The sequence below is a fragment of the Yoonia maricola genome, from assembly GCF_002797915.1.
Taxonomy (GTDB): Bacteria; Pseudomonadota; Alphaproteobacteria; order Rhodobacterales; family Rhodobacteraceae; genus Yoonia; species Yoonia maricola.
In genome coordinates, this window is the sequence record NZ_PGTY01000001.1 from 1525018 (window position 1) to 1548945 (window position 23928).

At 57.0% G+C, this 23928-nt stretch carries 21 protein-coding genes and 1 tRNA gene; 17 read left to right on the forward strand and 5 right to left on the reverse strand.

What is annotated here, in order from left to right; all coding sequences use genetic code 11:
- The first annotated feature begins 230 nt into the window (after positions 1-230).
- The 10 genes from BC777_RS07720 to cysG all read left to right on the forward strand — a co-directional run bounded on the left by BC777_RS07720 (position 231) and on the right by cysG (position 13012).
- The gene (locus BC777_RS07720; protein WP_375342421.1) at positions 231-1583 is read left to right on the forward strand and encodes a CmpA/NrtA family ABC transporter substrate-binding protein; all 1353 of its coding nucleotides are present in this window, start codon (positions 231-233) and stop codon (positions 1581-1583) included.
- Positions 1584-1661: 78 nt separating this feature from the next.
- The gene (locus tag BC777_RS07725) at positions 1662-2735 is read left to right on the forward strand and encodes an ABC transporter permease (RefSeq protein WP_100368051.1); all 1074 of its coding nucleotides are present in this window, start codon (positions 1662-1664) and stop codon (positions 2733-2735) included.
- 5 nt (positions 2736-2740) lie between these two features.
- A complete protein-coding gene (locus tag BC777_RS07730) occupies positions 2741-4405 on the forward strand; it encodes an ABC transporter ATP-binding protein (protein WP_211095336.1) in 1665 nt (554 codons plus the stop codon).
- Positions 4406-4470: 65 nt separating this feature from the next.
- Complete coding sequence (locus BC777_RS07735; protein ID WP_168769104.1) at positions 4471-4890, forward strand: globin domain-containing protein; 420 nt, start codon at positions 4471-4473, stop codon at positions 4888-4890.
- A gap of 33 nt (positions 4891-4923) precedes the next feature.
- Positions 4924-5343, forward strand: a complete 420-nt coding sequence (locus BC777_RS07740) for a globin family protein (RefSeq protein WP_100367509.1) — start codon at positions 4924-4926, stop codon at positions 5341-5343.
- Positions 5340-7775, forward strand: coding sequence for a nitrite reductase large subunit NirB (nirB, locus tag BC777_RS07745; RefSeq protein WP_100367510.1), 2436 nt, complete (start codon positions 5340-5342; stop codon positions 7773-7775). Before BC777_RS07740 ends, nirB begins: the two co-directional genes overlap by 4 nt.
- Positions 7772-8107 (forward strand): nitrite reductase small subunit NirD, encoded by a 336-nt coding sequence (nirD, locus tag BC777_RS07750; RefSeq protein ID WP_100367511.1) that lies wholly within the window; start codon positions 7772-7774, stop codon positions 8105-8107. The genes nirB and nirD overlap by 4 nt, the downstream gene beginning before the upstream one ends.
- Positions 8104-10680 (forward strand): nitrate reductase, encoded by a 2577-nt coding sequence (locus BC777_RS07755; protein ID WP_100367512.1) that lies wholly within the window; start codon positions 8104-8106, stop codon positions 10678-10680. The genes nirD and BC777_RS07755 overlap by 4 nt, the downstream gene beginning before the upstream one ends.
- The gene (locus tag BC777_RS07760) at positions 10677-11612 is read left to right on the forward strand and encodes a glycosyl transferase family protein (protein ID WP_100367513.1); all 936 of its coding nucleotides are present in this window, start codon (positions 10677-10679) and stop codon (positions 11610-11612) included. The genes BC777_RS07755 and BC777_RS07760 overlap by 4 nt, the downstream gene beginning before the upstream one ends.
- Positions 11609-13012 carry a siroheme synthase CysG gene (gene cysG / locus BC777_RS07765; protein WP_100367514.1) on the forward strand — a complete coding sequence of 468 codons (1404 nt, stop codon included), beginning with the start codon at positions 11609-11611 and terminating at the stop codon, positions 13010-13012. The genes BC777_RS07760 and cysG overlap by 4 nt, the downstream gene beginning before the upstream one ends.
- Positions 13013-13356: 344 nt before the next feature.
- Here the strand turns inward: cysG and BC777_RS07775 are convergent.
- Positions 13357-13430: transfer RNA gene (locus BC777_RS07775), tRNA-Cys, on the reverse strand.
- Between the two features lie 187 nt (positions 13431-13617).
- Between BC777_RS07775 and neuC the strand changes: the two genes are divergently transcribed.
- From neuC to BC777_RS07790, 3 genes are read left to right on the forward strand one after another with little or no spacing between them, the layout of a single operon-like run.
- The gene (gene neuC / locus BC777_RS07780) at positions 13618-14742 is read left to right on the forward strand and encodes a UDP-N-acetylglucosamine 2-epimerase (RefSeq protein WP_100368052.1); all 1125 of its coding nucleotides are present in this window, start codon (positions 13618-13620) and stop codon (positions 14740-14742) included.
- Positions 14726-15985 (forward strand): 3-deoxy-D-manno-octulosonic acid transferase, encoded by a 1260-nt coding sequence (locus BC777_RS07785; protein WP_100367516.1) that lies wholly within the window; start codon positions 14726-14728, stop codon positions 15983-15985. The genes neuC and BC777_RS07785 overlap by 17 nt, the downstream gene beginning before the upstream one ends.
- Entirely contained in the window at positions 15975-17267 is a 1293-nt protein-coding gene (locus BC777_RS07790; RefSeq protein WP_100367517.1) for a 3-deoxy-D-manno-octulosonic acid transferase, read from the forward strand. The genes BC777_RS07785 and BC777_RS07790 overlap by 11 nt, the downstream gene beginning before the upstream one ends.
- 11 nt (positions 17268-17278) lie before the next feature.
- On the opposite strand, the gene modC is transcribed toward BC777_RS07790, so the two are convergent.
- Genes modC through BC777_RS07810 form a run of 4 tightly spaced genes read right to left on the reverse strand, consistent with a single transcriptional unit; the run spans position 17279 to position 20971 of the window.
- Positions 17279-18340, reverse strand: coding sequence for a molybdenum ABC transporter ATP-binding protein (gene modC / locus BC777_RS07795; protein WP_100367518.1), 1062 nt, complete (start codon positions 18338-18340; stop codon positions 17279-17281).
- Positions 18337-19035, reverse strand: coding sequence for a molybdate ABC transporter permease subunit (gene modB / locus BC777_RS07800; protein WP_245834202.1), 699 nt, complete (start codon positions 19033-19035; stop codon positions 18337-18339). The genes modC and modB overlap by 4 nt, the downstream gene beginning before the upstream one ends.
- Positions 19032-19754, reverse strand: coding sequence for a molybdate ABC transporter substrate-binding protein (modA, locus tag BC777_RS07805; protein WP_168769105.1), 723 nt, complete (start codon positions 19752-19754; stop codon positions 19032-19034). Before modA ends, modB begins: the two co-directional genes overlap by 4 nt.
- 59 nt (positions 19755-19813) lie before the next feature.
- Positions 19814-20971, reverse strand: coding sequence for an arginase family protein (locus BC777_RS07810; RefSeq protein ID WP_100367520.1), 1158 nt, complete (start codon positions 20969-20971; stop codon positions 19814-19816).
- A 33-nt stretch (positions 20972-21004) separates the two neighbouring features.
- Between BC777_RS07810 and BC777_RS07815 the strand changes: the two genes are divergently transcribed.
- From BC777_RS07815 to BC777_RS07830, 4 genes are all read left to right on the forward strand, one after another.
- Positions 21005-21478, forward strand: a complete 474-nt coding sequence (locus tag BC777_RS07815; protein WP_100368054.1) for an NUDIX hydrolase — start codon at positions 21005-21007, stop codon at positions 21476-21478.
- Positions 21479-21539: 61 nt separating this feature from the next.
- A complete protein-coding gene (locus BC777_RS07820) occupies positions 21540-21944 on the forward strand; it encodes a DUF1178 family protein (RefSeq protein ID WP_100367521.1) in 405 nt (134 codons plus the stop codon).
- A gap of 20 nt (positions 21945-21964) precedes the next feature.
- The gene (locus tag BC777_RS07825; RefSeq protein ID WP_100367522.1) at positions 21965-22615 is read left to right on the forward strand and encodes an SDR family NAD(P)-dependent oxidoreductase; all 651 of its coding nucleotides are present in this window, start codon (positions 21965-21967) and stop codon (positions 22613-22615) included.
- Positions 22616-22687: 72 nt separating this feature from the next.
- Complete coding sequence (locus BC777_RS07830; RefSeq protein WP_100367523.1) at positions 22688-23926, forward strand: aspartate kinase; 1239 nt, start codon at positions 22688-22690, stop codon at positions 23924-23926.
- The last annotated feature ends 2 nt before the right edge of the window (positions 23927-23928 follow it).

The window sequence follows — 23928 nt, forward strand, 5'->3', positions numbered from 1 at the left end:
ATAACGCCGATTTAAAATTGCGTTGCAGCCGGCCATCCCCCAATTTCATTTCAAAGGGCATCGACGCCTTCATATATGCGCAAACCACTGTCGGTTCACGCATCATACAAAGAGCAAAGCCGCTCGTTTGGAACACGGATCTCCTCCTCCGTGAACTAAACGAGCGGCTTTTATGTTTTTGCCCTTTGGGGCTTGGGAAAAGGAATTACAGTATGAATACAATGCGTGCCATGATGCTAGCGAGTGCCAGTCTGCTCGCCACCACTGCCTCTGCCGAGTTTTTAGAGCTTGAAAAGGACGAATTAACATTCGGCTTTATTAAACTCACCGACATGGCCCCTTTGGCCGTCGCCTATGAGCTAGGCTTTTTCGAAGACGAAGGTCTTTTCGTCACGCTCGAAGCGCAAGCCAACTGGAAGGTTCTACTGGACGGCGTGATTAGCGGACAGCTTGACGGCGCACACATGCTGGCCGGTCAGCCTTTGGCTGCGACTATTGGCTACGGCACCGAGGCGCACATTATTACACCCTTCTCGATGGACCTGAACGGGAATGCCATTACCGTGTCCAATGAAATTTGGGAAGAAATGAAGCCTAATGTCCCCCTCATGGACGACGGCCGCCCACAGCACCCGATCAGCGCCAGCGCGCTGGCGCCTGTTGTTGAAGATTACCAAGATCAAGGTATTCCCTTCAACATGGGTATGGTCTTCCCCGTATCCACCCACAACTACGAAATCCGGTACTGGCTGGCTGCGGGTGGTCTAGAACCCGGCTACTACAGCCCACAGGATATTTCTGGCCAAATTGGCGCGGACGTCCTGCTCTCTGTTACACCGCCACCGCAGATGCCAGCCACGATGGAATCGGGCACAATCTATGGCTACGCCGTGGGTGAGCCATGGAACCAACAGGCCGTGTTCAAGGGCATCGGTGTGCCGGTGATCACAGACTATGATATGTGGAAAAACAACCCTGAAAAAGTGTTCGGCATTACAGATGAGTTCGCCGAAGAGAACCCCAACACCACACTGGCGCTGACCAAAGCACTGATCCGCGCAGCCATGTGGCTGGACGAAAACGACAATGCGAACCGGCCCGAGGCGGTCGAAATGCTCGCACGTTCTGAGTATGTCGGCGCTGACTATGACGTGATCGCAAATTCGATGACCGGCTTCTTCGAGTTTGAGAAAGGCGATGTGCGCCCGGCACCTGACTTCAACGTCTTCTTCCGCTACAACGCGACATACCCTTACTACTCTGACGCAATCTGGTACCTCACCCAGATGCGCCGCTGGGGCCAAATTCCTGAGACCATGTCGGATGAGTGGTACTTTGAGACCGCGGCCGAGGTGTATCGCCCCGACATCTATCTTGAAGCGGCCCGTATGCTAGTCGACGAAGGTATGGCAAATGAGGCCGATTTCCCTTGGGACAGCGACGGCTTCAAAGAAGCGACCCCTGCCGCCGACATCATTGATGGGATCGGCTACGACGGGCGCACACCAAACGCCTATATCGATAGCCTGCCAATTGGCCTGAAGAGCGGCCAAACAGTCGTCGACAACGAAATCCAAGGCTAATCGCTCTGGCCCACCTTGCGGATGCGTAAGGTGGGCTTCAGCCCACCCTTCTTTCAAAGCAGCAAATGGATCACACCCATGACCGCGATTGACCCAGATACACTTGACGTTGAGGCCCGCCGCGCGCGCCGTTTCACACGCATCAACAAGGCTGACGCATGGTTCAAAGTCTTTGGCCTGTCATGGATGACACCCATCCTGAAAGCCGCCGCAGGGGATAATCCCCGCGCACAGGTCAAGGAAATCTGGCAACTGCTGGGCGTCCCATTGCTGGCCATCGCAGCGTTCCTGATCGCTTGGGGCACATTGGCGCCTAAAGTCCAAACATCCCTCGGCGCCGTACCAGGCCCGTCTCAGGTTTGGGAGCAGGTCGGCGTGTTGCATGCAGACGCGCTGCGCGAGGGTGAAAGGGCTGTCGCATTCTACGAACGCCAAGAGGCGCGCAATGCAGAGCTGATCGCAAACGGCAATGCAGACCGCGTACGTGAGCGTATCTATACCGGCAAGCCTACATACTACGATCAAATCTGGACCTCTATCAAAACGGTCTTCTTTGGCTTTCTCATCGCCTCTGTGGTCGCCATCCCACTGGGCATTGCGGCTGGCCTTTCTGTTACAGCAAACGCCGCTCTCAACCCGCTTATTCAAATCTTCAAACCAGTTTCGCCACTGGCATGGCTGCCCATCGTTACAATGATTGTTTCTGCCGTCTACACCACCAATGATGGTATGTTCTCGAAATCATTTCTGATCTCGGCCATCACAGTGACGCTCTGCTCGCTCTGGCCCACGCTCATCAACACGGCGCTTGGCGTCAGCAGCATCGATAAAGACCTCGTCAGTGTGTCTCGCGTATTGAAAATGAATACCTATACCAAGATCACCAAACTGGTACTGCCCTCTGCCTTGCCGCTGATCTTTACAGGTCTGCGTCTGTCGCTTGGTGTGGGTTGGATGGTCTTGATCGCGGCTGAAATGCTGGCGCAGAACCCCGGTCTTGGCAAATTCGTTTGGGATGAATTCCAGAACGGGTCGTCCCAGTCACTGGCCCGCATCATGGTCGCCGTCTTCACCATCGGCATCATCGGCTTCCTGTTGGACCGGGTCATGTATGCTCTGCAATCCATGTTCACTTTCTCAAATAACCGGTGATCCAGATGAGCATTCTTTCACTTAAAAATGTCTCGAAAAGCTATGGTGAAGCGCCGGTTCTCAAGGACATCAACCTTGACGTCGCAGAGGGCGAGTTTGTTGTCCTCCTTGGCTTCTCGGGCACAGGGAAAACCACGTTAATCAATCTGATTGCTGGGTTGGAGCAGCCCAGCAGTGGGGCTGTCACTTACAAAGGTGCACCTGTGACTGAACCGGGGCGCGAGCGTGGGGTAATCTTTCAAAGCTATTCGTTGATGCCGTGGCTGACAGTTAACGGGAACGTGGCGCTTGCCGTCGATACGATGTTCCCTGACCTGCCAAAGGCAGAACGTGCCGCTAAGGTCGATCATTACGTTGGTATGGTCGGGCTCAGCCACGCTGCAACGCGCCGCCCTGCCGAATTGTCGGGTGGGATGCGCCAGCGGGTCAACGTCGCCCGCGCTTTGGCGATGGATCCAGAAATGCTACTGCTGGACGAACCTTTGTCCGCACTTGATGCGCTGACGCGGGCCAATCTGGCGGACGAGATCGAGGCGATCTGGGAGAAAGACAAGAAAACCTGCGTTCTTATCACCAATGACGTGGACGAAGCGATCATTCTGGCCGACCGCATCATCGCGTTGAAGCCAGATGGGACATTGGGCAGTGAATTCAAAGTCGACATCGCCCGTCCACGCGACCGCATTGCGATGAATAACGACACCACGTTCAAGGCATTGCGCGCCGAGGTCACCACCTACCTGATGGATGTGGGTATTGCCGCAAAAGTCGAAGGCACCAAGACGCTGCCAAAGGTCACACCGATCCACAGCGTCCCTGCAGCTGTTGCCAAGGCGCAGGAAGGTGGGCTTGAAGAGCGTTACCTCAACTTCTCGGCCCTGCACAAAGTGTATCCGACCCCAAAGGGTCCACTCACTGTGGTCGAGGACTTTGATCTGAAGATCAACAAGGGTGAATTCGTTTCACTTATCGGCCACTCCGGCTGCGGCAAGTCTACCGTATTGACGATGGCAGCCGGTCTGAACCCAATCTCAAAGGGTGCCATCAAGCTGGATGGCTGGAATGTCGAGGGGGCAGACCCTGAACGCGCTGTTGTTTTCCAGTCACCCAACCTCTTCCCGTGGCTGACGGCCAAGGAAAACGTGGCGATTGGTGTCGATAAAGTCTACCCAAAAGCCAGCCAGGCCGAGCGGCAGGATGTGGTCGAATACTATCTCGAACGCGTTGGCCTTGCCGATAGCATGGATAAAGGTGCCGCGAGCCTTTCCAATGGCATGAAGCAACGCGTCGGCATCGCCCGCGCCTTTGCGCTCTCTCCTAAACTTCTGCTGCTTGATGAACCCTTCGGCATGCTCGACAGCCTGACTCGTTGGGAGCTGCAAGAGGTATTGATGGAAGTCTGGTCGCGGACCAAAGTCACCGCAATCTGCGTCACCCATGACGTGGATGAGGCGATCCTGCTGGCTGACCGCGTTGTGATGATGACCAATGGGCCACAGGCGACCATCGGCAAGATCACGGATGTCGATCTGCCGCGCCCACGGACCCGCAAAGCCTTGCTCGAGCATCCCGATTACTACGCCTATCGCCAAGAAGTCCTCGATTTTCTTGAGGAGTACGAGCACGGCGCCACGCCCAAACCGAAACCCAAAGCCATTGCCGCGGAGTAGAGCCATGGAAAGACATTCTAAAGGTTTTTATGCCAGCATGTGCCCAGCGGCGCAGGAGCAGTGGCATGACCCCCAATCAGATCGAAACCGTCAAAGACAGTTTTCAGCAGATCTACCCTGTTCACGAAGCCCTGTCGGCGACCTTTTACGACGAATTGTTTCGGATAGCGCCAAGTGTGCGCCCGTTCTTTGCCGAGGATATGACAGAACAACGGGTGAAACTGTCGGAAACGCTGGGCGCGGTGGTCAACAACCTGCATCAGCTTCCGCTGATAGCGGATACGGTGATCGGATTGGCACGGCGGCACGTCAGCTATGGCGCAAAGCCCGAGCATTTTGCGCCAGTGGGGCACGCGCTGATCTTTGCTTTGGAAAAACACATGCCGGGCGGTTTGACGGAGGTCGAAACCGACGCCTGGGTGGCCGCCTATACGCAAATATCCGATCTTATGACCGAAGCGATGCTGGTACACACCGCAGCCTGAAACTGCTGGCACCCCGCCAACGCGGAGGGTGCCATGACTGAAGATCAGATCATACTCATTCAGGATAGTTTCAAGCAAGTTGCACCCATCAGCGATGCAGCCGCGACCATTTTTTATGACCGTCTGTTTGAAATCGCACCTGAGGTCAGGCCCTACTTCAGAGGCGACATGGGTGAGCAGGGCGCAAAGCTTATGTCGACCTTGGGGGTTGTGGTGAACGGATTGCGGGACTTGGACAAGATCGTTCCTGTCGCGCAAGAGCTGGCCGTGCGGCATGTTCACTACGGCGTTGAAGCCAAAGACTACGAACCCGTTGGCGCAGCCTTGATCTATACCTTGGAACAGGGATTGGGCGACGGCTTTACGGATGCAACCAAAGACAGCTGGATCGCGGCCTATGGCACGTTGTCAACGGTCATGATTGATGCAGCATACCCAAAGGCAGCACTATGACACAGAAACTGATCGTCATTGGTGCAGGCATGGCAACTGGCCGTGTGCTGGACCATCTGTTTGATGCAGGCTCCGACTATGATGTCACCTTGTTCAATGCAGAACCGCGAGGGAACTATAACCGCATCATGCTGTCGCCCGTTCTATCGGGCGAGAAAACCTACACTGAAATCGTGACCCATGATGATGCATGGTACGCCGACAATGGCGTGACCTGCCGTTTTGGCGAGCGTATCGCAAGCATTGACCGCGCGGCCAAGACCGTTACAGCCGAAAACGGTGATGTGCTGCGCTATGACAAGCTGATCTTCGGCACAGGCTCCAATCCCTTCATGATCCCGCTGCCCGGCCATGATCTGGAGGGCGTCATCGCCTATCGCGATCTGGAAGATACGCAGCGCATGATGGACCTTGGGCCAGACAACAAATGTGTTGTTATTGGTGGCGGCCTTCTGGGGCTGGAAGCCGCCGCAGGCATGGCCGCGCGCGGTGTTGACGTGACTGTTGTGCATATCATGGGTCACCTGATGGAGCGTCAGTTGGATGAGGCCGCCGGTTATCTGCTGCGCAAGGCGCTGGTGGACAAGGGCATCACCGTGAAATGCGCAGCCAATTCCAAAGAGATTTTGGGCGAGAACGGCCACGTGAAGGCGCTGTTGCTGGATGATGGCACCGAGTTGCCCTGCGATCTACTCGTCATGGCAGTGGGTATTCGCCCCAACGTGGCACTAGCCCAAGAAAGCGGGCTGGCTGTTGGCAAAGGCATTCATGTCGATGACCAGATGATCACATCCGATGCAGATGTGCTCGCTGTTGGGGAATGTGTAGAACACGACGGCGCTATCTTTGGCCTTGTCGCCCCACTTTATGACCAAGCGAAAGTGGCGGCTCAGACCCTGATCGGAGAAGAGGCCAAATTCGTCCAGAGAGAGCTCTCTACCAAGCTCAAAGTCACGGGTTGTGACCTATTCAGTGCAGGTGATTTCGCCGATGGCGAAGGACGCGAGGATATTGTCTTTCGCGATCCGGCACGGGGCGTTTATCGCCGCCTTGTGATCGAAGAGAACATTGTCAAAGGTGCCGTGATGTATGGCGACACCGCCGACAGCAACTGGTTCTTCGGGCTGATCCGCGACAAGACCGACATTTCTGACATGCGCGATACGCTCATCTTTGGTCCGGCCTACCAAGGGGGTGCCCCCCTGGACCCTTTAGCAGCTGTTGCAGCCTTACCGCGTGACGCGGAGATCTGTGGCTGCAACGGTATCTGCAAGGGACAAATCGAAGACGCTATCGCAGCAGGTGCCACTGATCTAGGTGCCGTGCGGGCAACCACCAAAGCATCCGGGTCCTGCGGGACATGCACCGGGCTTGTTGAACAGGTGCTGGCGGTAACGCTGGGCGATGATTTCGTCATGCCGGCCGCGACCTCGGTCTGTGGCTGCACTGACATGACCCACGAAGACGTGCGGCGCATGATTAAAAGTCAGAAGCTGACGTCGATGCCCGCCGTTTGGCAGGAATGCGGGTGGAAAACATCCTGCGGCTGTCATGTCTGTCGCCCGGCGCTGAACTTCTATCTGCTGGCCGACTGGCCGTTGGAGTATCAGGACGACCCGCAAAGCCGCTTCATCAACGAACGCAAGCACGCGAACATCCAAAAGGACGGCACATTCAGCGTCGTGCCACGGATGTGGGGCGGGATCACGACCCCCAACGAGCTGCGCGCGATTGCGGATGCGGCTGACAAATACATGGTCCCTACCGTCAAAGTAACTGGTGGGCAGCGTATTGATTTGCTTGGCGTCAAAAGCGAAGACCTGCCCAACATCTGGGCCGATCTGAATGCGGCGGGGATGGTATCAGGCCATGCCTATTCCAAAGGTCTGCGCACAGTGAAAACCTGTGTGGGGACGGATCATTGCCGTTTCGGCACGCAAGACAGCACCGGCCTTGGCATCAAGTTGGAAAAAGAACTGTGGGGATCATGGACACCGCATAAACTGAAACTCGCCGTATCCGGCTGCCCCCGTAACTGCGCCGAAGCGACCTGCAAGGACATTGGCGTGATCTGCGTCGATAGCGGCTATCAGGTCAGCATCGGCGGTGCGGCCGGAATGGACGTCAAAGAGACGGAACTGCTGGTGCAAGTGCCCACCGAGGAAGATGCGGTGCTGGTCATTAAGGCAGTCACGCAGCTTTATCGCGAAAATGCCAAGTATCTCGACCGGATCTACAAATGGATGGGCAAGGTTGGCCTGGACTGGATCAAGGAGCGCATCGTCGATGATCTGGATGAACGCGCCGCTTTGGTTGACCGGTTTGAACTAAGCCAGTCGATCTATCGCAAAGACCCATGGGCCGAACATGCCAATAACAAGGCAAGTACCTATCGCCCACTAGCGAACCTGTCATTGGAGGCCGCAGAATGAGCAACTGGATCGATATTGCAGCGCTTGAGGATGTTCCACAGCGCGGTGCGCGGATGGTAAAGACCGCATTGGGTTGTGTTGCTGTCTTCCGCACAGGCGAAGATGAGGTTTACGCCCTTGATAATGCATGCCCGCATAAAGCGGGCCCACTGGCCGAAGGGATCGTGCATGGCAAAGCTGTCACCTGCCCACTGCACAATTGGGTGATATCGCTCGAAACCGGCGAAGCACAAGGCGAGGATGAAGGCCGCGTTGCCACCTACCCCGCCCGCGTTGAGGACGGCCGCATCATGCTTGACCGCGCGTTCCTACGCGCACGGGCCGCCGCATGACACTGACCAAGACCACATGCCCCTACTGCGGCGTTGGTTGCGGGGTCCTTGCGGGGGCTGATGGCACGATCAAGGGTGATCCTAATCATCCGGCCAATTTTGGGCGGCTCTGCTCAAAGGGGTCGGCACTTGGTGAAACGATTGATCTCGATGGGCGGCTTTTAGAGCCAAAGATTGAAGGACGCGCGGCAGAGTGGGACGAGGCGCTTGATCTGGTAGCATCCAAATTCAGCGCAGCAATTGCGGAACATGGCCCCGATAGTGTGGCCTTTTATGCCTCGGGCCAGTTGCTGACCGAAGACTATTATGTGGCCAATAAGCTGATGAAAGGCTTCATCGGCTCCGCCAATATCGACACGAATTCGCGCCTTTGCATGGCCTCCTCCGTGGCAGGGCACAAGCGCGCCTTTGGCACCGATACCGTGCCCGGCGTCTATACCGATCTGGAAGAGGCTGATCTGATCGTTCTGGTCGGCTCAAACCTCGCATGGTGTCATCCCGTCCTGTACCAACGCATCGTCGCCGCAAAAGAGGCGCGTCCTGCAATGCGCGTCATCAACATTGACCCACGTCGCACAGCCACAAGCGATCTGGCAGACCTGCATCTGCAAATCGCCCCTGACGGCGATATTGCGCTGTTCAACGGCCTGTTGACCCATCTTGCCGACGCCGGGAAAATCGATGACCAGTATACCACCCAACACGTCAATGGCATGGCCGAGGCGATTGCAACAGCGCGCCAATCTGATCCAACGGATACAGGGATTTCAGCACAAGACCTCGCAACATTCTACGACCTCTGGGCCAGCACCGAAAAGGTCGTCACGATCTACTCACAAGGCGTAAATCAGTCCGAAACCGGCACCGATAAGGTGAATGCGATCCTCAACTGCCATCTTGCCACCGGGCGCATCGGGAAACCGGGGATGGGCCCATTTTCGGTCACCGGACAGCCCAATGCGATGGGTGGGCGCGAAGTGGGTGGGCTTGCCAATATGCTGGCGAACCATCTGGAATTGGGCAATGCGGATCACCGTCAAGCGGTGCAGGCGTTCTGGAAAAGCCCCGCGATTTGCACCCAAGCGGGCCTGAAAGCGGTTGATCTGTTCGACGCCTGTGCAAAAGGTCAGATCAAAGCGCTCTGGGTCATGTCCACAAACCCTGCCGTCTCGCTACCCGATGCCGATGGCGTGGCAGCGGCGATCGCGAATGTCCCCTTCGTCGTCACATCTGATATCATGGAAAAGACCGATACCAACGATCTGGCCCATGTTTGCCTACCCGCAACCGGCTGGGGTGAAAAAAATGGGACGGTCACGAATTCCGAGCGCCGCATATCGCGCCAGCGCGCGTTTCTACCAGCGCCGGGTCAAGCCCGCCCAGATTGGCAGATTGTCAGCGACGTCGCGACCCGCATGGGATTTGGCAAGGCTTTTGCCTATCGCACACCCCAAGATGTCTTTGCTGAATACGTGGCCCTTGATGCCGCGACATCGCAGTTCCCCCGCGATCTGGACCTGAGCATTTTCGCAGATGCTGACTATGCCAATCTGATCCCGACGCAATGGCCACGCAACGACCAACGCTTTTTTGCGGATGGCAAATTCTATCACCCCGATGGCAAAGCGCAGATGATCCCTGTGACTGCACCTGCTTTGGCAAAACCCCGTTTCCAGTTGAATACAGGGCGCAACCGCGATCAGTGGCACACGATGACGCGTACAGGTAAATCGGCACGGCTGGGCCCCCATCTTGCCGAACCCTATGTCGAAATACACCCGCAGGACGCCGCAGATCTTGGCGTCACTGTCGGTGATCTGATCCGCGTTGAAAGTACCTATGGCACCGCAATCCTACGCGCGCTAGTGACACCGCGCATCGCCGCAGGCCAGCTTTTTGCACCGATGCATTGGACCCGACAACTGACCACATCAGGAACGGTGAACAGCCTGACGGCACCGGTGACGGATCCTGTATCAGGCCAACCAGCATTGAAATCCGGCGCCGTCGTCGCCAATGTTTACAAGGCCAAATGGTACGGCTTTCTTGCCAGCGCCGATGCGATGACACCGCAAACGCCCTATGCCGCCATCGCAAAGACGCAAACAGGCTGGCAGGCCGAAGTGGCAGGTCGCAAATTACCCAGTGATTGGGTTGCCGAGGCGCGTTTGCTGTCGGGACGGTCCACTGGCGATGCAGCCTTGCACAGTGATCCGGCCACTGGCCTGACACGCGTTGCAATTTCCCAAGATGGGATCACGAAGGCACTGTTCTTTGCCGCCCCACAACCTGTGATCATGTCACGCCCCGCCTCGATTGCATTGATCGGCACCGATGCCGCCCCGCTGACCGCCCTTGCGGGACGCGCGCCAGCGGATCAGCCCGACCCCGGTGCAACGGTCTGCGGCTGTTTCAACGTCGGGCGTAACACGCTGCTGAATGCCGCATCAAAAGGGGCGCGTAGCGTGACTGCCTTGGGAGAGGCCACTTGCGCAGGCACCAACTGCGGCTCTTGCAAGCCGGAACTGGCGGCACTTTTGGCGGAGGCAGCGCTTCCGATGGCCGCAGAATGAGCCTGGCACCTTTCGTTCAGATTGTGGCGCGCGGCAAAGGGCGCGCGCGCGACATGACCTTCGCAGAAGCCAACGACGCGATGACCGTGATCCTGCAGGGTGCGGCCGCACCAGAGGCCGTTGGCGCACTCCTGATGGTGATGCGGTTGCGCGGCGAAACCCCGGCAGAGATTGCCGGTTTTACGGCTGCATTGCGCACGCATGTCGTCGAAAAGCTGCCCAAAGCTGATCTTGATTGGCCCTCCTATGCTGCGGGGCGCAGCCGGGGCGCACCTATGTTTTTGCTTGCAGCACGGCTTGTTGCACAGGCGGGCTACACAGTATCGATGCATGGCTGGAACTCACACCAATCGGCTGGTGCATCCGTGCGCGATGCACTTGATCTGGCCGGACCACAGGTGCGTTACAGCGCTTTGGAAATGCTTTGTCCCGAAGCCTTCGCTTTGCTTAATCTACGCGATGTGCTGGGCCTGCGGTCGTGCTTTAACACCGTACTGCGCATGTGGAACCCATCCGCAGCACCCGTTTCGGTGCAAGGTGTCTTTCACCCCGCGTATCGCAGCCTTCAGGCCGAGGCCGCTCAAATGCTGGGACAGCAGGACCTGATGATCATAAAAGGCGGCGGCGGCGAATTCGAACGCCACCCGTCCAAGGATATAGCTGTTTTTGGTCTGCGCGATGGCGGTCACATCGCTAACACCGCCCCTGCCCTGCTGGACGAAAAACGTCGCCTGCATGACGTGAACACTGTCGTTGATTTGCCTGCACTTTGGGCCGGTACAGTCGACGATGACTTCAGCATCGCTACGATCACTGGCACAGCTGCTCTGGCCCTGCACGCACTCAAGGCCGCCCCAACCCAGCAAGACGCACAAACCATGGCCAATGCCCTTTGGGCCGCACGCCACCAACCAGAAAGCCTTTCCGCATGAAAACTTTTCCAATGTTTTTGCAGATGGCCGGACGCAAGGTCGTTATCGTCGGCGGCCAGGAACAAGCCGCGCAAAAGGCCCGATTGATCCTCAAATCAGAGGCCGAGGTCACTTTGCTGGCCCCCAGCTTGGATGCCGAACTGGCTGATCTGGTCGCAGCGGGGCGGGTGACACATGACACCGGCGCGATCATGCCGGAAAGCTTTGTAGATACCGCTTTGGTTTTCGTCGCCTCTGGCTGCCCCGGCGCCGATATGGCGCTGCATGCATTGGCCAAGGCGGGCGGTGCTGTGGTCAATGTGGTTGATCAACCGCATCTATGTGATGCGATCACACCCTCCATCGTGGACCGGGACCCGGTTGTCGTGGCCATCGGCACAGAAGGTACAGCACCCGTGCTGGCCCGACAGATCAAGACCAAGCTGGAAGAAACGCTCGAACCACGGTTGGGTGATCTGGCGTCTCTTGCAGGGCGATTGCGGGGGGCGGCGGCGGCCCGTCTGGCGCCACGTTTGCGGCGTGATCTGTGGCGCTGGGTGTTCAACGACAGCCCACGACGGATGTTTACAGGCGGCGCAGAACGAGATGCGGCCAAGCTGATCAAAACCGCTATCGAAACTGGCGGATTTGGCAATGATACCGGCGGCAGCGTTGCCCTTGTCGGCGCAGGCCCCGGCGCGAAGGACCTGATCACCCTACGCGGCGTGCAACGGTTGCAAGAGGCTGATGTGATCTATTATGACCGCCTGCTTGATCCCGAAATCCTTGAGCTAGCGCGCCGGGATGCAGAACGCGTTTATGTGGGCAAAGCGCCGGGCTGTCACAGCTGGCCACAGGAAAAAATCACGCAAACGCTAGTCGCGGCTGCCAAACGCGGGCAACGCGTTGTACGGCTGAAATGCGGTGATCCGGGTATCTTTGGGCGCAGTACGGAAGAGATTGACGCGCTAAAAGACGCTCATATCCCTTTCGAGATCGTTCCCGGTGTCACCGCCGCCTGTGCTGCCGCGGCAAGTGTCGGGCAAAGCCTGACGGAGCGAGGAAATGTTGAGACACTTACGCTGACGACAGGCCATCTTGAGGGCGGCTATGTCGTGCCTGACGCGATCAAAGACCTCCAACCCGGCACCTGCGTGGCGCTCTATATGGCTATTGGTGCAGCACCCCGTATCGTTGATGCACTGCAAACCACACATAGCGACGCCCCGCTTGACGTACAGATCGTGGCGAAGGCCCAGCGCAAAGGACAGGTGCTTGCAACGTGCGAGGTGAAGGACCTGCCCGCGACCTTGGCGAAACATGATATCAACGGTGAAGCGATGCTGCTGATACGCTGGCCCGGCAATCACGCCATCGCCAACCAGAGCGACAGTTCAACCCCACTTCTCAGTGCGATCTAAGTAATGTTGTTTACGTTTGCCTGATGTTTGCCTTGGAGTGCACCTAAAGCATATTGGTTTTCGCGCAGGATTTCGCACAAATGTTCGTACAGACAAAAGCTATATGGCACACGGCCTACGCAAGAACGCCACCATCGAGCTCTCCATGGCAGGTTGTGACGATGAAATGGTGCGAGCTGTAACTGGGCACTCCGGCATAGAAATGCTCGAAAAGTACTGCCGTCAAAGAAGTCAAAGCGAGCTAGCCAAGAGGGCGCAACAGAAGCGAAACATAAAAGTTTCAACAAGTGTTTCAAAATACATCCAGCAGAAGTCGAAAAATCCACGTAACTTGTCAATTTTATTGGAGGCGAGTACCGGAATCGAACCGGTCTAGACGGATTTGCAATCCGCTGCATAACCTACCTGCCCACTCGCCTCGTGACCCCGTCACCTAAGGATGACGTCAGATAAGGTCAAGCGCTTATCATAGTAGGCTTACAACACATCGGCAATATCTGCGCCTCAGTCGCCGCAAACCGCGTTTCCTTTCCTTTGCCTTCAAGATATCCTGACGATCAGCAGTAATCGGGTCGACCGATAACGCGTTGATGTGGAAGGTCCAGATGCCGCGCTCAGTTCTTTTTGTCACAGGTACGCGAGCCGATTTTGGCAAGCTGGAGCCTTTGGCGGTTGCCACGCGCGATGCGGGCTTTGAGGTGTCTTTCTTTACCACCGGTATGCACATGCTGGAACGTTATGGGTTGACCAAGCTTGAGGTGCATCGCACGCCGGGCATTCAGGTGCATGAGTTCCTCAACCAACGCATTGGTGATCCTCAGGATATGGTCTTGGCCAAAACTGTCATGGGGTTTTCGGACTTTGTGAAAGAATTCGCCCCTGATCTGGTTGTCATTCATGGTGACCGGGTCGAGGCGCTGGCGTGCGCGCTTGTCTGTGCTACCAATTACATTCGCTGTGCCCATATCGAAGGCGGTGAAGTGTCAGGCACGATTGATGAGATTTATCGCCACTGTAACAGCAAACTGGCCAGCCAGCATTTCGTGTCCTCAGATGATGCCGCGCGCCGCGTCATGGCGCTGGGTGAGCCTGCGGTAAACATCCACACCATCGGATCGCCGGAACTGGATTTTCATGCGGGTCCGTCGGGGGTCAGCTTTGCACAGGTGCAAGAGCGTTACGACCTGCCTTCAGACGACTATGGAATATGCGTCTTTCACCCGGTCACATCAGAGGCCGACACGATGGGCATACAGGCCCACGCGCTGTTTGATGCGCTTGACCAATCGGGACGCAACTTCGTTGTGATCGCGCCCAATAATGATCCCGGATCGGCCGCTATCTTTGATGCGATTGAACAAATGCCTACGGATCGGTTTCGGGTTCTGCCGTCCATGCGTTTTGCCCATTTCTCTGAACTGATGAAGAACGCGAAAGCAATGGTCGGCAATTCATCCGCTGGCGTGCGTGAGGCACCTTTTCTTGGGCTCCCCTCGCTGGATATCGGCACCCGCCAGACCAACCGGGCCAAATCGCCTTCAGTCTTTTTTGCCGGTGCGGTCGATACCGCCGCGATTGCGCAGTTTCTTAAGGTGGAATGGGGCAACGCCTATCCGCGCCATGACGCCTTTGGCGGCGGCAGCGCGGCAGAGCGGTTTGTCGCGACATTGAAGGATGATGCCTTCTGGGAAACCTCGCTGCAAAAGACCTTTCATGACCTTCCCGGCTGACATGCAGCGCGGACTGGCCTTGCGCAGCTATCTGGCGGCCACTTATCTGATCCCGCTGGTCGCAAAACCGATCCTGAGACGGCGCTTGCAGCGTGGCAAGGAACACCCCACCCGGTGGCGCGAAAAGCTGGCCCACGGATTGGCCCCGCGACCTGACGGGCCGCTGATCTGGCTGCATGCCGTGGGTTTGGGCGAGGTTTTGTCCTTGCGTGGTTTGATTGATCGTCTTGGCAAAGCCCGCCCTGATCTGTTCTTTCTTGTCACATCAACGACTGCCGCCTCTGCCGATGTCTTTGCCAAAAACGCCCCTGCCCGCACAATCCATCAATTTTTACCACTGGATGCACCATCATATCGTAGACGATTTCTTGATCACTTTGCGCCCGACATGTGCATCTGGGTTGAACAGGATATATGGCCCGGCATGGTCAGCGATCTGGCGGCGCATGGTGTGCCACAATGCATGATTGCTGCACGGATGAACGCCAAGTCGTTCCGCGCGCATCAAAGGGCTGCATCACTGTACCGGGATCTCTATGGCGCGATGGCGATGGTAACGGCGCAGAATCAGGCGACGGCTGATCGTCTGAAGGCTCTGGGCGCAGAGGTGCAGGTCACTGGGTCACTCAAACCTGCGGCCCCCCCTTTGCAAAGCGATCCAGATGCGTGCGACACGATTATGCAACATTTGGCTGGGCGGCGTGTTTGGGCTGTTGCCCCGGCCCATCCCGAAGATATCGCAATTGCCCGCGCAGCCCATACCCTATTGCGCGAAACTGACCCCTCTGCCCTGTTGATCATTGCACCACGGTTTCCTGATCGACCGCTAGAGTGTGATGGCCCTCGCCGCAGTCTTGGCGCGCTTCCAGATTCTGATGATCCGGTTTGGCTTTTTGATACCTTTGGTGAAATGGGGCTTGTCTACCGTCTGGCGCACGCTGCGTTAATTGGCGGTACGTTCAGCGATATCGAAGGTCATAACCCATGGGAGGCCGCGGCCTTGGGATGTGCCATCATGCATGGGCCGCGTGTGGCACATTTCGCCACTGACTTTGCACATCTTTGCGATGTTTCTGGGGCCCGAAAGGTCGAAACCGCGGATGATGTTGTCACTGCTTTGACCTCTACGCAACTAGACACGACCATCAATAATGCGGCTGGCGCGATTGCTACGGCAAGTGCCACTGTTGATACCTTGCTCCAACGCCTTTTGCTGATATTGGAGGCACCGGATGCCCCCTAGCTTTCCCAGCTTGCGGCTGCGGGTCGCCCTGGTTCTTTACAGCGTCCTGATGTGGCTGCTCTTACCGGCGATCCTGCTTTATTTACGCCACCGTGGGCGCAAGGACCCGCTTTATACACAACACCTCTCCGAACGGTTTGGACGTTATACAACGCAGTTTCACAATCCAGTATGGGTACATGCAGTCTCACTTGGTGAAATGCGTTCAGCAACTCCGCTTATCCGCGCCCTGCTGGCACAGGGTGAAACCGTGGTGACCACCCATTTCACCCCTGCCGGGCGGCGCGAGGCCGCGCGTGAATTTGCTGATGAGATCGCCGCGGGTACGGTACAGCCCCTTTGGGTGCCGTTGGAATACGGCTTTGCATACAGGCGTTTTCTGAAACATTTCACCCCCAAATACGGGCTGGTGATGGAGATCGAGATTTGGCCACGTATGATCATGGCCTGTCGCAAACATGGAACCCCGCTTTTCATGTGCAATGCGCAATATCCTGAAAAGAGCTTCCAAAAAGACCAACAAGGGCTTGGTCTGCGTGCCGCCCTAATCGCAGGCTTCGCTGGTGGCTTCGTCAAATCGCAAGGTCAGAAAGACCGCTTTGCAGCCGTGGGCATGTCAAACATCCATATCACAGGCGAGCTGCGCTTTGATCAACCTATTCCACAGGCGCATCTGGCGGCGGCTGCGACCTGCCGTGATGCACTGACCAAAGGCAGGCCCAGCTTTACCCTGACAAGCGTGGTCGAGGGCGAAGACGCGCTTTACATCGATATGATCCGCCAGACCGACGGCGTTTTCTTCACCTATGTGCCCCGCGCGCCGGAACGATTTGGCGACGTGGCTGCTATGCTCGAAGCCGCGGGCGTGAAATACAGGCGCCGTTCTGAAATACTGGACGACACTCTTAGCCTGCGTGGTGAGGCGCCGGATATTGATGTCCTATTGGGCGACAGTATGGGCGAGATGTATTTCTATCTTGGCCTCTGTGACCGCGCCATTGTGGGTGGCGGTTTCGTGGCAAAGGGGGCCCATAATATTATTGAACCATTGGCACTGAAAAAGCCCGTTATCGTCGGCCCTCATATCTGGACCATCGCCTACCCTGCAACCGAGGCGATTGCGGCAGGTGTCTGTCAGCTTGTCCCGGACGCCGCCGCACTCAGAGCCGAAATACAATCGCCGACCCAAGTAACAGAGGCGCAAATCACTGACTTTTATGACGATCACGCAGGCGGCGTTGCACGCACACTGGCAGCTATCCCAAAAGCGCTCAAAGCCTAAGGGTCCTGAACCTAAGTGCCGATATCCTCTGGCCCCACTGCTGTCGCCTTGATAATCGCGTAAATCTGCTGACCAACCGCCAATTCCATCCGCAGCGCACTGCGCCGCGTCACCCGCGCCAAAAGCTGATCTTCCCCCGCCCTCAGACCAACAGCAACGCCCGGCCCCTTGCCCTGCGCGACCTGCGTGATGGTCACGGGCAGCACGTTCAGCGCGCTCAAGTCTGCTGGCCTATGTTTGGCCAAGATCACATCTTGAGCGGGGATACGGATACGCACCGTCTGTCCCAATACCCCCAAAAGCCCGGGCAGCATGATACGCCCCCCGGAAAATGCCAGTTCGGTCAGGCCATCATCCAGCAACCGCCCCGCAACCTTTGTCTCGATCACAGCGCCCGCCGCCCGCGGGCCGACCAGTGGCACCGTTTCAGGCCGTGACAAAACCGTGCCAACGGGGCCGGATGTCGTAACCCGCCCCTTTTCCATGATCACCAATGTGGTGGCCAATCGCGCCACCTCAGAAACATCATGGCTGACGTATAGTATTGGCACCTGCACCTCATCGCGCAGCCGTTCGAAAAAGGGCAGAATTTCAGCCTTACGCGGTGCGTCCAATGCTGCCAGTGGTTCATCCATCAGCAAAAGCTGCGGATCACTCATCAGCGCACGGCCGAGGGCTACCCGCTGGCGTTCCCCGCCCGACAACCGTGCTGGCATGCGATCCAATAGCTGTTCCAGACCCAGCACCTCAATCACGCGTGCGGCGTCATGCGTGCCGCCGTAGCCGAGGTTGCGCATCACTGTCATATGCGGAAACAGGCGCGCGTCCTGAAAGACATAGCCGATGCGCCGTTGTTGCGGCGCAAGATATGTCTTTGACGCTTGATCAAAAAGCGCCGTCCCTGCGATGGTGATCCGCCCAGCATCCGGCCGCAAAAGGCCTGCAACTGCATTGACCACGGAGGTTTTGCCCGACCCAGAGCGCCCAAAGATTGCGGTCACGCCATTTGGTGCCTCAAACTGCGTATCCAGTTGAAACGCACCCAATCTCTTTTTGACATCAACGCTGATCATGTGCCACCCAGCCGCTGCGCCATGCGACGAGCGAGCCATTCGGAGACCAACAGCGCCCCCATCGCGAGGATGATTGAGACAATGACAAGGCTGACAATAGCGGGCTCACGACCGGGCACCTGCAGCAGGCCATAGATCGCGGTGGGGATGGTTTGCGTCTCTCCGGGAATGGCGGCGACGAAAGTGATTGTCGCGCCAAATTCACCCAACGCCTTGGCAAAGCCAAGGATCGTTCCAGCCAAAATACCTGGCAAAACCAACGGCAGCGTGACCGTGCGCCATATACGCCAACGCGACGCGCCAAGTGTTGCGGCGGCCTGTTCCAGCCCCGGATCAACCGCCTCAAACCCAAGCCGGATGGCACGCACCATCAACGGAAACGCCATGACCGCTGCGGCAAGGGCCGCACCCGTCCAGCGAAAGGCGAAGGTGATCCCAAAGGTCTGGTCAAGGAAACCGCCAAGCGGCCCCTGCTGGCCAAAAAGGACAAGCAACAGATAACCGGTTACGACTGGCGGCAGCACCAAGGGTAGATGGACCACACCATTCAGTAATTGACGGCCGGGAAAAGTCTTGCGCGCAAGCACATAGGCGATCCAAACCGCAAGTGGCAGTGCGGCAAGCATCGCGACAAGGGCGACCCGCAACGACAGCAGGATGGCTGTCCATTCTTCTGGGCCCAGCGCCTCAATCACTTTGCGTTGCCTGTTGGTGGTAAAAAGCCGGATGCGGCAAAGATGGCCTGACCTTGAACCCCGGTCAGGACATCCAAGACCATCCGCGCTTCATCATTCCTATCATCCGTCAAGGCACCAAGATACTGGATTGGTCGGTGGCTGTTGAGCGGAAATACGGCCACCTCTGCTACGTCGTCACTGATCCTTGTGTCGGTCCGGTACACAATTCCCAATGGCGTTTGGCCACGCGCAACAAGCGTCAGCGCCGCGCGTACATTGTCCACCTCGGCCAGTCTGTCTTGGATCGCCTCCCAAAGGTCCAGATGTTGAAGGGCTTCTTTGGCATAAATCCCCGCAGGCACCGCTTCTGTCAGCCCGACGGCGAACCGACCATTGCCAATGGCATTACGCAGGGCGTCTGGTTCAAGATTGAGGGGTATTGTACCTTGCGGCCCAATCAAGACAAGGCGGTTGCTAGCAAGATTTACAACACTGTCGGCCTCCACATGTCCGCCCGCGACCAGCACATCCATCCATTCTGTATTGGCAAGCAAAACGATATCCGCAGGCGCACCAAGGGTCACTTGCCGCGCCAAGGTGCCACTGCCACCATAAGATACGACAACATCATCAAATTGTTCCGCGATCTGGTCGATCGGCTCTTTCAGGCTGGCGGCAGCAAAGATCAAAACCTCGGCCCGTGCGGCCAAGGCCGCCTGCGTGAGGATGAGAGCCATAAAAAACGCGCGCAAAATCATGCGGCGACTATCAGCGCGTTTCCAAAGGCTTGCAAGGGTCAGCACCAAGCCAAGCGGCGGGCGGCCAAGTGATAGACGTCGTCCCGTACGCTGTCGCGGATCGGGCCGTCGCGGGGGAGATCACGCAAGGTCGTCGTCCAATGCGGCTCAGGCTGATGTTGGCGCAGCGGCCCGGCCCACGTGAGGGCGCCCAAAATGCCTTGGGCTGCGGGCGGCAAGACATCGGGAATATCATGGCCATTCAGTGTGGCCCAAACGCCTGTCCACAGCCTGCCAACCGACCAAGGATTATAACCGCCACCGCCCAGTACCAAATATCGCGGCGCCAGCGGCTTGAGTGCCGCAACAACTGCCCAATGCGCATTGTTGGACAGGGTCAGCCGCGATTGCGGGTCTTCGGTCACCGCATCTGCCCCACATTGCAGGACAATGGCATCAGGGCAGAAACCAGCGACCAAAGGCAGGATCAGTTGATCAAGGATCAACGCCATCTCTGCATCGTTCAAACCTGCCGCGACCGGCAGATTGAACACTTGACCCTTTCCCTGATCTCCGCGCTGGCCGGTGCGCGGCCAGCGATTTTCCTCATGTACCGATATTTGCAGCGTGTCTTCATCCTCTGCAAACGCATGTTCCACCCCATCAGGATGATGCGCATCAATATCGACATAGGCAATCCGCTGCGCGCCATTGCGGCGCAAGGATTGGATCGCCAGAACCGGATCATTGAGATAGCAAAATCCGTTCGCCCGATCAGGCAACCCATGATGCGTACCCCCCGCTGGCGAATAGATAACCCCACCGCGTTTGAGCAGTTCCCCCGCCAAAAGCGATGCCCCCGCAGAAGTCGCAGGACGGCGGTACATTTCCTTGAAAACGGGATTGGACGGCGTACCAAGGCCATGGCGTTGTCGCACATCATCACTAACCTGCTGTGCGGCCTCCGCTGCTTGCAACGCGGCAAGGTAGGCAGGTGTATGATAGCTGGACAACGCCGCAGCCTTTGCGCGGGGGCTGATGATAAACTGCGCGGTGGGCAGCCAGCCAAGGCTCCGCGCAAGGTCTATTACCGTGGATACACGCGGCACGCGCAGCGGATGCCAAGCGCCATAGCTGGAGTGGCGATAAATTTCGGACCCGATAAATCGCGGTGGCAGGGTTGCCTGCGGATCGGATGCCTGCATAACGTCTGTCATAGACCGGATGTAATGCTTTTCGCGGCGGAGAACATGGCGAAAAAACACGCAAAACAGCTTCCCCTCAAGCTACGCACCGGGCGCAAAACGGATGTGCGCGCACAATTTGCAGCACTGTGTTGGCGCGTCAAAAATGATCAAGTGCAAGTGTGCCTGATCACCAGTCGAACGCGCGGGCGCTGGATCATCCCCAAAGGCTGGCCGATGCATAAGCAAACACCAGCAAATGCCGCCGCCACCGAAGCCTATGAAGAGGCAGGGGTCCGCGGTGAAGCGGTTGATTTTTGCCTTGGTGTCTACAGCTATCACAAACCGCAAAAGGTAGGTAACGCGCCAATCGTCACGATGGTCTATCCGGTTCATGTGACCCATGTACACAGCAAGTGGCCCGAAAAAAAGCAACGACGGCGCAAATGGCTATCACCTGCGAAAGCAGCTAAGAAATTGACCGAACCAGAGTTGAAACGCATCGTGGCCAACTTCAAACCGCATAAAATCATACGCTAGCAAGCGCTTGCAGCATAGCCCAGATAGCCTATTTAAAGGTTTGCAAAGTAGACAGGCCAAGATGATCCGTTTCCATCTCAAATGTGACCAAGACCATGCATTCGAAAGCTGGTTCCAGTCAGGCGACGCTTTTGACAAGCTCGTCGCGGCTGGCATGGTGAACTGCACGTCATGCGGTTCTACCCAAGTGACCAAGTCGATCATGGCCCCTGCTGTCAGCACGTCGTCCGACGTCAGGGCGCCAAAACTCACCGAAAACGCGATTGCCGCGTTACGCGATAAGGTCGAGGCGAACTCGGACTATGTGGGCAAAAGTTTCGTGAAAGAGGCGCGGGATATGCATGATGGCGTTGTCCCCGAGCGGCCAATTTATGGCGAAGCAAATCTAAATGAAGCGAAAAAACTGGTGGATGATGGCATCCCTGTCGTCCCCCTGCCCTTCATGCCGCGCAAGAAGACAAACTGACCTGAGATAAAGGAAATCCCATGACCATCGTGATTACCGGAGCCAATCGCGGGATAGGGCAGGCTTTATTTAACCGCTATAACGATCTGGGCCACAAGGTGATCGGCACGCATCGCGCGCCGACGCACGGGGCGATGCACCAGCTTGAAGTGACAGATCCGGCATCACATGCCGCCTTTGCAGACGGTCTTGGCGACAGCAGCGTTGACTTGCTGATCTGCAACGCAGGCATTTATGAAGACAAAGGGCAGAGCCTTGTCGACGGTTATCCCGCGTCCATGTGGGCGCACGGGTTTGCGACCAATGTCACGGGTGTCTTTCTAAGTTTCCAAACCCTGCTCCCACACTTGCGGCGGGCCGAGACACCGAAAATCGCGATCATCTCTTCGCAAATGGCGTCCGACACCCGTGCGCCAGGCGGCAGTTACATCTATCGCGCCAGCAAGGCTGCTGCGTTGAACCTTGGGCGCAATCTGGCCAGTGATCTGAAAGCGGAAGGCATCGCTGTGGGTATCTATCATCCGGGTTGGGTACAGACGGACATGGGCACGCAAAGCGCGGAAATCACCACTGCAGAAAGTGCCGAAGGCTTGATGGCGCGGTTTGCCGCCCTTGATCTGGCGTCAACAGGGTGCTTTGAAACCTGGGATGGACGCACCCACCCCTACTAACCGATTGCCCTTCGTGGCCACGGGCATTAAAGGAAGCGCTGATTAAAACTGCGTTTTCGAAAGACAGCCCCCATGCCAACGCTTGTGATGAAGTTCGGCGGTACATCCGTAGCCAATCTTGACCGGATTGCGCGCGCCGCCAAACGCGTCGCTGTCGAGGTGGCCAACGGCTATGATGTGATCGTGATCGTGTCAGCCATGTCGGGCAAAACGAACGAGCTGGTAGGCTGGGTCAATGAAACATCACAGTTCTATGATGCGCGCGAATATGATGCGATTGTGTCGTCGGGTGAAAATGTTACGGCGGGTCTAATGGCGCTGCGTTTGCAGGAAATGGATATCCCGGCACGGAGTTGGCAAGGCTGGCAGGTGCCGGTGCAAACCACCTCGACCCATTCCAGCGCGCGGATCGAAGACATCCCGACCGATAACATCAATACAAAGTTCGGCGAAGGCATGAAGGTAGCCGTTGTAGCAGGCTTTCAAGGGCTTAGCCCAGAAGGCCGGATCACGACGCTGGGGCGTGGCGGGTCTGACACGACCGCTGTAGCCTTTGCCGCAGCTTTCGGCGCGGAACGTTGCGACATCTACACCGATGTCGATGGCGTCTACACCACCGACCCGCGGATCACGAACAAAGCCCGCAAGTTGGACAAAATCTCGTTCGAGGAAATGCTGGAACTAGCGTCGTTGGGCGCCAAGGTCTTGCAAACCCGCTCGGTCGAGTTGGCGATGCGATACAAAGTACGTCTGCGCGTGCTGTCATCATTTGAGGAACCATCCAACAGCGCCGGAACGCTGGTTTGCGATGAGGAGGATATCATGGAATCCAATGTTGTGGCCGGTGTGGCCTATTCCCGCGACGAAGCGAAGATGACGCTGATCTCGGTCGCTGACCGTCCTGGTATTGCGGCGGCGATTTTTGGCCCGCTGTCTGATGCGGGCGTCAACGTCGATATGATCGTCCAGAACATCTCGGAAGAAGGACGCACGGACATGACGTTCTCTTGCCCTGTCGATCAGGTCAAGCGGGCCGAGAAAGCCATGCAGGCCGCCAAAGATAATGGTGACATCAATTACCACGATCTGGTTGCCGATGAAGGTGTTGCAAAGGTCAGCGTCGTTGGTATCGGGATGCGCAGCCACACGGGTGTGGCAGCCAAGATGTTCCGTGTGCTTTCTGCTGAAGGCGTAAACATCAAAGTCATTACAACCTCCGAGATAAAGATTTCCGTGTTGATCGACAGAAAATACATGGAACTTGCCGTCCAAGCCCTGCATGATGCCTTTGAATTGGAAAAAGCGGGATAGCA

What these genes read in the sequence shown, in the direction of transcription:
- BC777_RS07720 (WP_375342421.1), top strand. Translation starts at nt 231, where the DNA reads ATGATGCTAGCGAGTGCCAGTCTGCTCGCCACCACTGCCTCTGCCGAG.
- BC777_RS07725 (WP_100368051.1), top strand. Translation starts at nt 1,662, where the DNA reads ATGACCGCGATTGACCCAGATACACTTGACGTTGAGGCCCGCCGCGCG.
- BC777_RS07730 (WP_211095336.1), top strand. Translation starts at nt 2,741, where the DNA reads ATGAGCATTCTTTCACTTAAAAATGTCTCGAAAAGCTATGGTGAAGCG.
- BC777_RS07735 (WP_168769104.1), top strand. Translation starts at nt 4,471, where the DNA reads ATGACCCCCAATCAGATCGAAACCGTCAAAGACAGTTTTCAGCAGATC.
- BC777_RS07740 (WP_100367509.1), top strand. Translation starts at nt 4,924, where the DNA reads ATGACTGAAGATCAGATCATACTCATTCAGGATAGTTTCAAGCAAGTT.
- nirB (WP_100367510.1), top strand. Translation starts at nt 5,340, where the DNA reads ATGACACAGAAACTGATCGTCATTGGTGCAGGCATGGCAACTGGCCGT.
- nirD (WP_100367511.1), top strand. Translation starts at nt 7,772, where the DNA reads ATGAGCAACTGGATCGATATTGCAGCGCTTGAGGATGTTCCACAGCGC.
- BC777_RS07755 (WP_100367512.1), top strand. Translation starts at nt 8,104, where the DNA reads ATGACACTGACCAAGACCACATGCCCCTACTGCGGCGTTGGTTGCGGG.
- BC777_RS07760 (WP_100367513.1), top strand. Translation starts at nt 10,677, where the DNA reads ATGAGCCTGGCACCTTTCGTTCAGATTGTGGCGCGCGGCAAAGGGCGC.
- cysG (WP_100367514.1), top strand. Translation starts at nt 11,609, where the DNA reads ATGAAAACTTTTCCAATGTTTTTGCAGATGGCCGGACGCAAGGTCGTT.
- neuC (WP_100368052.1), top strand. Translation starts at nt 13,618, where the DNA reads ATGCCGCGCTCAGTTCTTTTTGTCACAGGTACGCGAGCCGATTTTGGC.
- BC777_RS07785 (WP_100367516.1), top strand. Translation starts at nt 14,726, where the DNA reads ATGACCTTCCCGGCTGACATGCAGCGCGGACTGGCCTTGCGCAGCTAT.
- BC777_RS07790 (WP_100367517.1), top strand. Translation starts at nt 15,975, where the DNA reads ATGCCCCCTAGCTTTCCCAGCTTGCGGCTGCGGGTCGCCCTGGTTCTT.
- modC (WP_100367518.1), bottom strand. Translation starts at nt 18,340, where the DNA reads ATGATCAGCGTTGATGTCAAAAAGAGATTGGGTGCGTTTCAACTGGAT.
- modA (WP_168769105.1), bottom strand. Translation starts at nt 19,754, where the DNA reads ATGGCTCTCATCCTCACGCAGGCGGCCTTGGCCGCACGGGCCGAGGTT.
- BC777_RS07810 (WP_100367520.1), bottom strand. Translation starts at nt 20,971, where the DNA reads ATGACAGACGTTATGCAGGCATCCGATCCGCAGGCAACCCTGCCACCG.
- BC777_RS07815 (WP_100368054.1), top strand. Translation starts at nt 21,005, where the DNA reads ATGGCGAAAAAACACGCAAAACAGCTTCCCCTCAAGCTACGCACCGGG.
- BC777_RS07820 (WP_100367521.1), top strand. Translation starts at nt 21,540, where the DNA reads ATGATCCGTTTCCATCTCAAATGTGACCAAGACCATGCATTCGAAAGC.
- BC777_RS07825 (WP_100367522.1), top strand. Translation starts at nt 21,965, where the DNA reads ATGACCATCGTGATTACCGGAGCCAATCGCGGGATAGGGCAGGCTTTA.
- BC777_RS07830 (WP_100367523.1), top strand. Translation starts at nt 22,688, where the DNA reads ATGCCAACGCTTGTGATGAAGTTCGGCGGTACATCCGTAGCCAATCTT.